The organism is Micromonospora sp. DT31, assembly GCF_049841795.1.
Lineage (GTDB): Bacteria > Actinomycetota > Actinomycetes > Mycobacteriales > Micromonosporaceae > Micromonospora.
In genome coordinates this window covers 22,571-30,175 of sequence record NZ_JBNCKZ010000003.1, presented here as the reverse complement: position 1 = coordinate 30,175, position 7,605 = coordinate 22,571, and the positions used below count along the sequence as shown (strand labels likewise).

The 7,605-nt window shown below is 74.5% G+C and carries 8 protein-coding genes; 7 read left to right on the top strand and 1 reads right to left on the bottom strand.

Annotated elements, in window-relative coordinates; genetic code table 11:
• Positions 1-113: 113 nt before the first annotated feature.
• Positions 114-290: a thiazolylpeptide-type bacteriocin gene (locus ACLQ2X_RS06590; RefSeq protein WP_425680060.1), complete on the bottom strand. Its 177-nt coding sequence runs from the start codon at positions 288-290 to the stop codon at positions 114-116.
• A gap of 148 nt (positions 291-438) precedes the next feature.
• Between ACLQ2X_RS06590 and ACLQ2X_RS06585 the strand changes: the two genes are divergently transcribed.
• The 7 genes from ACLQ2X_RS06585 (at position 439) to ACLQ2X_RS06555 (ending at position 7,546) form a co-directional block, all read left to right on the top strand.
• The gene (locus tag ACLQ2X_RS06585; protein WP_425680059.1) at positions 439-1,722 is read left to right on the top strand and encodes an amidohydrolase; all 1,284 of its coding nucleotides are present in this window, start codon (positions 439-441) and stop codon (positions 1,720-1,722) included.
• 90 nt (positions 1,723-1,812) lie between these two features.
• Positions 1,813-2,814, top strand: a complete 1,002-nt coding sequence (gene argC, locus ACLQ2X_RS06580; RefSeq protein WP_425680058.1) for an N-acetyl-gamma-glutamyl-phosphate reductase — start codon at positions 1,813-1,815, stop codon at positions 2,812-2,814.
• Positions 2,811-3,983: a bifunctional glutamate N-acetyltransferase/amino-acid acetyltransferase ArgJ gene (gene argJ, locus ACLQ2X_RS06575; protein ID WP_425680057.1), complete on the top strand. Its 1,173-nt coding sequence runs from the start codon at positions 2,811-2,813 to the stop codon at positions 3,981-3,983. The genes argC and argJ overlap by 4 nt, the downstream gene beginning before the upstream one ends.
• On the top strand, positions 3,980-4,927 hold the full coding sequence (gene argB / locus ACLQ2X_RS06570) for an acetylglutamate kinase (RefSeq protein WP_425680056.1): 948 nt from the start codon (positions 3,980-3,982) through the stop codon (positions 4,925-4,927). The genes argJ and argB overlap by 4 nt, the downstream gene beginning before the upstream one ends.
• Positions 4,924-6,111 carry an acetylornithine transaminase gene (locus tag ACLQ2X_RS06565; RefSeq protein ID WP_425680055.1) on the top strand — a complete coding sequence of 396 codons (1,188 nt, stop codon included), beginning with the start codon at positions 4,924-4,926 and terminating at the stop codon, positions 6,109-6,111. The genes argB and ACLQ2X_RS06565 overlap by 4 nt, the downstream gene beginning before the upstream one ends.
• Complete coding sequence (argF, locus tag ACLQ2X_RS06560; protein WP_425680054.1) at positions 6,108-7,037, top strand: ornithine carbamoyltransferase; 930 nt, start codon at positions 6,108-6,110, stop codon at positions 7,035-7,037. The genes ACLQ2X_RS06565 and argF overlap by 4 nt, the downstream gene beginning before the upstream one ends.
• The gene (locus tag ACLQ2X_RS06555; protein WP_425680053.1) at positions 7,034-7,546 is read left to right on the top strand and encodes an arginine repressor; all 513 of its coding nucleotides are present in this window, start codon (positions 7,034-7,036) and stop codon (positions 7,544-7,546) included. Before argF ends, ACLQ2X_RS06555 begins: the two co-directional genes overlap by 4 nt.
• The last annotated feature ends 59 nt before the right edge of the window (positions 7,547-7,605 follow it).

The following is a 7,605-nucleotide window of genomic DNA, read 5'->3' as shown; positions in this document are numbered from 1 at the left end:
CGTGCGTGGCGGGCCCCCCCGGTGCCCCTCCGCCCGCCGTGGCGCGGAGGGTGGGACCCGCGCGCGGGGGGCCGCCCCGGTGGCGGGGGGGCCCGCCGTGGTGACCGGTCCGGTCAGGCCGTGCAGCTGGTGGTCGAGGTGGTGCTGCTGCAGGTCGAGGTGGTGCCCGACGAGGAGCAGGAGGCCAGGATGGCCTCGGAGGCGTCGGCGTAGTCGGAGATCGCGAAGGTCTCGGACTCCAGTTCGAGGATCTCCTCGGCGAGGGCGTTGAGGTCGGTCTCGGGCGCCATGTTGACTCCAAACGGTCGTGTCCGGCCGGTTCCTCCGGCCCTGGGACAAGCAGACCGCACGACGCTCACCGATCGCCGTCGTCCGGACCCCCAGACCGCTGTCACCCGGTGTGAGCGGTGTGACAGCGGACTGCGGTTGGCTCACCGCATGGTGTCACCCGGCCCGCTCGCCACCTCCCGCGTACCGAGCCCGGCTCCCGAGGCGGATGTCCTGGCCCGGGCCGGCTCGCTCTACCGCGACCTGCACGCCCACCCGGAGCTGTCCGGGATGGAGGAACGGACCGCGGCCCGGTTCGCGGCCGCGCTGCGCGAGGTGGGTTGCGTGGTCACCACGGGCGTCGGCGGGCACGGCGTCGTCGGCGTCCTGGCCAACGGTGTCGGGCCCGTGGTGATGCTCCGCGCGGAACTCGACGCGCTGCCGGTGGCGGAACGGACCGGGCTGCCGTACGCGAGCACGGCCGAGGCCGTCGACGGCCAGGGGCGCCGGGTGCCGGTGATGCACGCCTGCGGGCACGATCTGCACCTGGCCGTCGCGGTGGGTGCCGCGGCCCGTCTGGGCCGGGTCCGGGACCGGTGGCGGGGGACGCTGCTGGTGCTCGGGCAGCCGGCCGAGGAGACGCTGACCGGCGCGGCGGCGCTGATCGCGGACGGGCTGCACGAGCGGTTCGGCCGGCCCGACCTCCTGCTGGCGCAGCACGCCGCGCCGCTGCCCGCGGGCATGGTCGCGCACGGGGCCGGTCCGATGACGGCCGGCTGCGTCACCCTGGAGGTGACCGTGGCCGGGCGTGGTGGGCACGCCGCCACCCCGCACCTGTGTGTCGATCCGGTGGTGCTCGCCGCCACCATCGTCGTGCAGTTGCAGAGCATCGTGGCCCGGCAGGTGGGGCCGGCCGAGCAGGTGACCCTGACGGTGGGTGCGTTGCGGGCGGGCGACCACCCGGGGGTGATCCCGCAGGAGGCGACGTTGGGCGTGACGATCCGGGCGTTGTCCGAGCGGGCGCTCGACGATGTACGGGACCGGGTGATCCGGACGGTGCGGGGCTGCTGCGAGGCCGCGGGGAGTCCGGCGGAGCCGGTGCTGCGGGTGGTGTCGCGGACCCCGGCCTACCGGAGCGATCCGGAGGTGGGCGCGCGGTTGCGTACCGCTCACGAGGAAACGTTCGGCGCCGAGCGGGTGGCCTGGTGGCCGCCGTCGCTGGCGGCCGAGGACTTCCCGCTGCTGGCCGCCGGTGGGATCCCCAGCGGTTACTGGATGCTCGGTGTCGTCGGCCCGCGCCAGTGGCGGGCGGCGCCTGGTGGCAGTGCCGCCGAGAAGCTCGCCGGCCTGCCGGCGAACCACAGCCCGTCCTTCGCGCCGCACGCGGGGTTGGCGCTGCCGGCGGGGGTCGCGGCGCTCGCGGCCGGTGCGCTCACCGTCCTGGCGCCGCGGTGACGGACCGAAGTATCATGCACTGCACCGTATGAACTTGCATTCGCGTCGCGCCCGCTGGTAATCTTTCCGCATATTCATGCGGAGGGCAGTATGGGCATTCGAGTAGCGGTGGCCGGGGCGAGCGGATACGCCGGCGGCGAGCTGCTGCGCCTGCTCGCCGGCCACCCCGAGTTCGCGCTGACCACGGCCACCGCGCACAGCCAGGCCGGCCGGCCCGTCGCCGCCGTACACCCGCAGCTCGCCGGCCTGGACCTGGTGTTCGCCGCGACCGACCCGGCCACCCTGGCCGACGCGGACCTGGTCTTCCTGGCCCTGCCGCACGGCCAGTCCGCCGCGCTCGCCGCGGCGCTGCCCGGCACCGTGCGCGTGGTCGACCTGGGCGCGGACCACCGGCTGCATGACGCCGACGCCTGGGCCCGCTACTACGGCGGGGCGCACGCCGGCGCGTGGACCTACGGGCTGCCCGAACTGCCCGGCCGGCGGGCCGAGATCGCCGCGGCCCACCGGGTCGCCAACACCGGGTGCTACGCCGTGGCCACCACGCTGGCGCTCGCGCCGCTGATCGCGGCCGGCGCGGTACGCCCCGACGACGTGGTGGTCGTCGCCGCCTCCGGCACCTCCGGCGCGGGCCGGGCCGCCAAGGCCCACCTGCTGGGCAGCGAGGTGATGGGCGACCTGTCGCCCTACAAGGTCGGCGCGCACCAGCACGTGCCGGAGATCAAGCAGGCCAGCGGCGCCACCGGCCTCAGCCTCACCCCGCTGCTCGCGCCGATGCCCCGGGGCATCCTGGCGACAGTCACCGCCGTGCCGACCGGCACCGTCGATCCCCGCGCGGTGCTGGCGCAGGCGTACGCCGACGCGCCCTTCGTGCACCTGCTGCCCGAGGGGCGGTGGCCGCACACCGCGGCCACCGCCGGTTCGAACTCCGCCCACCTCCAGGTGACCGTGGACGTCGACACCGGGCGGGTGATCGTGGTCAGCGCGATCGACAACCTGGGCAAGGGCGCGGCCGGCCAGGCCGTGCAGAACGCCAACCTGATGGTGGGTCTGCCCGAGACCACCGGACTGTCCGTCTTCGGAGTCGCCCCATGACTGTCACCACCCCCCGCGGTTTCCGTGCCGCAGGCGTCGCCGCCGGCCTGAAGAGTTCCGGCGCGGGCGACGTCGCGCTCGTGGTCAACGACGGCCCGGACGCCGGCGTAGCAGGCGTGTTCACCGCCAACCGGGTCAAGGCCGCCCCGGTGCTCTGGACCCAGCAGGTCGTGCAGGGCGGCGTGGTCCGGGCCGTGGTGCTCAACTCCGGTGGCGCGAACGCGTGCACCGGAGCGGCCGGCTTCCAGGACACCCACGCCACCGCCGAACACACCGCCGCCGCGGTCACCGCCGGCAACGCCCGGCTCATCGTCGGCGCCGGTGAGGTCGCGGTCTGCTCGACCGGCCTGATCGGCGAGCGGCTGCCGATGGACAAGCTGCTGCCCGGCGTCCGCGACGCGGTGCGCCGCCTGTCCCGCGACGGTGGCCCGGCGGCGGCCGAGGCGATCATGACCACGGACACCCGGCCCAAGACCACTGTGGTCGCCGGCAGCGGCTGGACCGTAGGCGGGATGGCCAAGGGCGCCGGGATGCTCGCCCCGGCCATGGCCACCATGCTCTGCGTGCTCACCACCGACGCGGTGGCCGGGCCGGACGCCCTGGACGCGGCGTTGCGGGCCGCCACCCGGGTCACGTTCGACCGGGTCGACTCCGACGGGTGCATGTCCACGAACGACACCGTGCTGCTGCTGGCCAGCGGGGCCAGCGGCATCGAGCCCACCGCCGCCGAACTGACCGCCGCGGTCACCGCCGCCTGCCACGACCTGGCCCAGCAGTTGCTGGCCGACGCGGAGGGCGCCACCAAGCAGATCACCATCGACGTGGTCGGCGCGGCGAGCGAGGACGACGCCGTCCAGGTGGGCCGGGCGGTGGCCCGCAACAACCTGGTGAAGACCGCGCTGTTCGGCAACGACCCGAACTGGGGTCGGATCCTCGCCGCGGTCGGCACCACCGCCGCCGCGTTCGAGCCGGACGGCGTGGACGTCGCGGTCAACGGCATCTGGGTGTGCCGGGGCGGCGCCGCCGCCGAGGACCGCGCGAAGGTGGACCTCACCGGCCGCGACGTCACCATCCGGATCGACCTGCACGCCGGTGGCGCCGCCGCCACGATCTGGACCAACGACCTGTCGCACGCCTACGTCCACGAGAACTCGGCGTACTCCACGTGAGCGCGCCGCTCAACGCCGACCTCGCCCGGGCCCAGGCCAAGGCCGCCACGCTCGTCGAGGCGCTGCCCTGGCTGGCCCGTCTCTCCGGCGCCACCGTCGTGGTCAAGTACGGCGGCAACGCCATGGTCGACCCCGAACTCCAGCGGGCGTTCGCCGCGGACATGGTCTTCCTGCGGTACGCCGGCCTGAAGCCGGTCGTCGTGCACGGCGGCGGGCCGCAGATCTCCGCCATGCTCGGCCGGTTGGGCATCGCCAGCGAGTTCCGGGGCGGCCTACGGGTGACCACGCCGGAGGCGATGGACGTGGTCCGGATGGTCCTGGTCGGGCAGGTCGGCCGGGAACTGGTCGGATTGGTCAACGCGCACGGCCCGTACGCGGTCGGGCTCTCCGGCGAGGACGCCGGCCTGTTCACCGCGGTCCGCCGCCCCGCCTACGTGGACGGGACCGCGGTGGACGTGGGGCAGGTGGGCGACGTGGAGTCGGTGAACGCCTCGGCGGTCACCGACCTGATCGCGGCCGGCCGCATCCCGGTCATCTCCACCGTCGCGCCGGACGTCGACGGGGTGCTGCACAACCTCAACGCCGACACCGCCGCCGCCGCGCTCGCCGTCGCGTTGGGGGCGCGCAAGCTCGTCGTCCTCACCGACGTGCCCGGCCTGTACGCCGACTGGCCGGACACGGCCAGCCTGATCAGCGAGATCACCGCCGACGAGCTGGCGGAGCTGCTGCCGTCGCTGGAGTCGGGCATGGTCCCGAAGATGGAGGCGTGCCTGCGCGCGGTGCGCGGGGGAGTGCCCGCCGCGCACGTCGTCGACGGCCGGGTCGCCCACTCCACGCTGCTGGAAGTGTTCACGTCGGAGGGATTCGGAACGATGGTCGTGAACACGAGGAGCGCTCCCGCGCGCCCCGCGGTCGCGAACGGGAAGGGCACGGTCGACTCATGAGCACGCTGGTGCGGCGCTGGGGCGCGGCCATGATGGACAACTACGGCACCCCGCCGCTGGCGCTGGTGTCCGGCTCCGGCGCCGTCGTGGTCGACGAGGCCGGCCGGGAGTACGTGGACCTGATCGGCGGCATCGCCGTCAACGCCCTCGGCCACGCCCACCCAGCCGTGGTGGCCGCCGTCAGCAAACAGGTCGCCACGCTCGGGCACGTGTCGAACCTGTTCGTCGCCGAACCTCCGGTGGCCCTGGCCGAGCTGCTGCTGGCCCTGGCCGGCCGGCCCGGTCGGCTCTTCTTCGCCAACTCCGGCGCGGAGGCCAACGAGGCCGCGTTCAAGCTCTCCCGGCTCACCGGCCGACGGCACGTGGTGGCCACCCGGGGCGGTTTCCACGGGCGGACCATGGGCGCGTTGGCGCTGACCGGCCAGCCGGCCAAGGCCGATCCGTTCCGCCCGCTGCCCGGCGACGTCACCCACGTGCCGTTCGGCGACGTCGACGCCCTGGCCGACGCGGTCACCGACGAGACCGCCATGCTCATCGTCGAGCCGATCCAGGGCGAGAACGGCGTGATCGTGCCGCCGCCCGGTTACCTCGCGGCGGCCCGCCGGATCACCGCCGCGCACGGCGCGCTGCTGGTCCTCGACGAGGTGCAGACCGGTGTCGGACGTACCGGGCACTGGTTCGCCCACCAGGCGGATGGCGTGGAACCGGACGTGATCACCCTCGCCAAGGGTCTCGGCGGCGGCCTGCCGCTGGGTGCCTGCCTGGCCTTCGGCCCGGCTGCCGACCTGCTCACCCCCGGCTCGCACGGCACCACGTTCGGCGGCAACCCGGTCAGCTGCGCCGCCGCGCTCGCGGTGATCTCCACGATCGCCCACGAGGGCCTGCTCGACCACGTCAAGCGCGTCGGCGAGCGGCTGCGGCGCGGCGTCGAGGCGTTCGGCCACCCGCTGGTGCGCGACGTGCGCGGGGCCGGCCTGCTGCTCGGCGTCGTGCTCTCGGCGCCGGTGTCCGGCGCGGTCACCGACGCGCTGCGCGCGGCGGGTTTCCTGGTCAACCCGGTACAGCCCGACGTGGTCCGGCTCACCCCGCCGCTGATCCTCACCGCGGCGCAGGCCGACGCCTTCCTCGCCGCACTGCCCGCCGCGCTGGACGCGGCCACCACCCCGACGGAGGCACCCGCATGATCCGCCACTTCCTGCGCGACGACGACCTCACCCCGGCCGAGCAGGCCGCCGTGCTCGACCTCGCCGCCCGGATGAAGACCGACCGGTACGCCCACCAGCCACTGATCGGGCCGAAGTCGGTGGCGGTGCTGTTCGACAAGCAGAGCCTGCGGACCCGGATCTCGTTCGACGTCGGCATCGCCGAGCTGGGTGGGCACCCGCTCGTGGTGGACACCCAGGTCACCCACTTCGGCCGGGGCGAGACGCTTGCCGACGCCGGTCGGGTGCTGTCCCGCTACGTCGCCGCGATCGTGCTGCGCACCCACGGTGACGACCGGATCGCCGAGGTCGCCGCGCACGCCGACGTGCCGGTGGTCAACGCGCTCACCGACACCTACCACCCCTGCCAGTTGCTGGCCGATCTGCTCACCGTGCGGGAACGCTTCGGCACCACCGCCGGGCGGATCCTCACCTACCTGGGCGACGCGGCGAACAACATGGCCCACTCGTACCTGCTGGCCGGCGCGACCGCCGGCATGCACGTGCGGGTCGCCGGCCCGGCGGGGTTCCAGCCGGACCCGGAGATCGTGGCCCGGGCGGAGAAGATCGCCACCGGCACCGGCGGTTCGGTCGAGGTGTTCACCGACCCGGTCGCGGCGGTACGCGGCGCGCACGTGGTCGCCACCGACACGTGGACGTCGATGGGGCAGGAGGACGACGGGCTGGACCGGGTGACGCCGCTGCGGCCGTACCAGGTCGACGACGCGCTGCTCGGGCACGCCGCCGACGACGTGATCGTGCTGCACTGCCTGCCCGCCCACCGCGGCGAGGAGATCACCGACGAGGTGCTCGACGGGCCGCGCAGCGCGGTGTTCGACCAGGCGGAGAATCGCCTGCACGCCCAGAAGGCGCTGCTGACGTTTCTCCTGGAGGCATCCACCCCATGACCAGCCCGCTGACCCGCGCCGCGCGGCACGCCCGCATCGTCGAACTGATCCGCGACACGCCCATCCACTCGCAGACCGAGCTGGCCGACCTGCTCGCCGGGGACGGCATCCAGGTCACCCAGGCCACGCTGTCCCGCGACCTCAAGGAGCTGGGGGCGGTCACCGCGCGCGGCGGCGACGGGCGGGGCGTCTATCTGATCCCGGAGGACGGGCACCGGCCGCTGCGTGACGCGGAGGGTGCGCCGGCCCGGCTCGTGCGGCTGCTGCGCGAGCTGCTCAACGGGGTCGACTCCAGCGGCAACATCGCGGTGCTGCGCACCCCGCCTGGGGCGGCCCAGTATCTGGCCAGCGCGTTGGACCGGGCGGGCCTGTCCGAGATCGTCGGCACCATCGCCGGCGACGACACGATCCTGGTCGTGGCCCGCGAGACCGACGGCGGTGCCGCGCTGGGGGAGCGGCTCGCCGCGTGGGCGCGTCGGGACGACAACGTCGAAGGGGGCACGTCGTGACCGGGTGGATCGGCGTGGTGCGGGGTCGACCCGGCCGGACGAGCGGGCAACGGGACGCC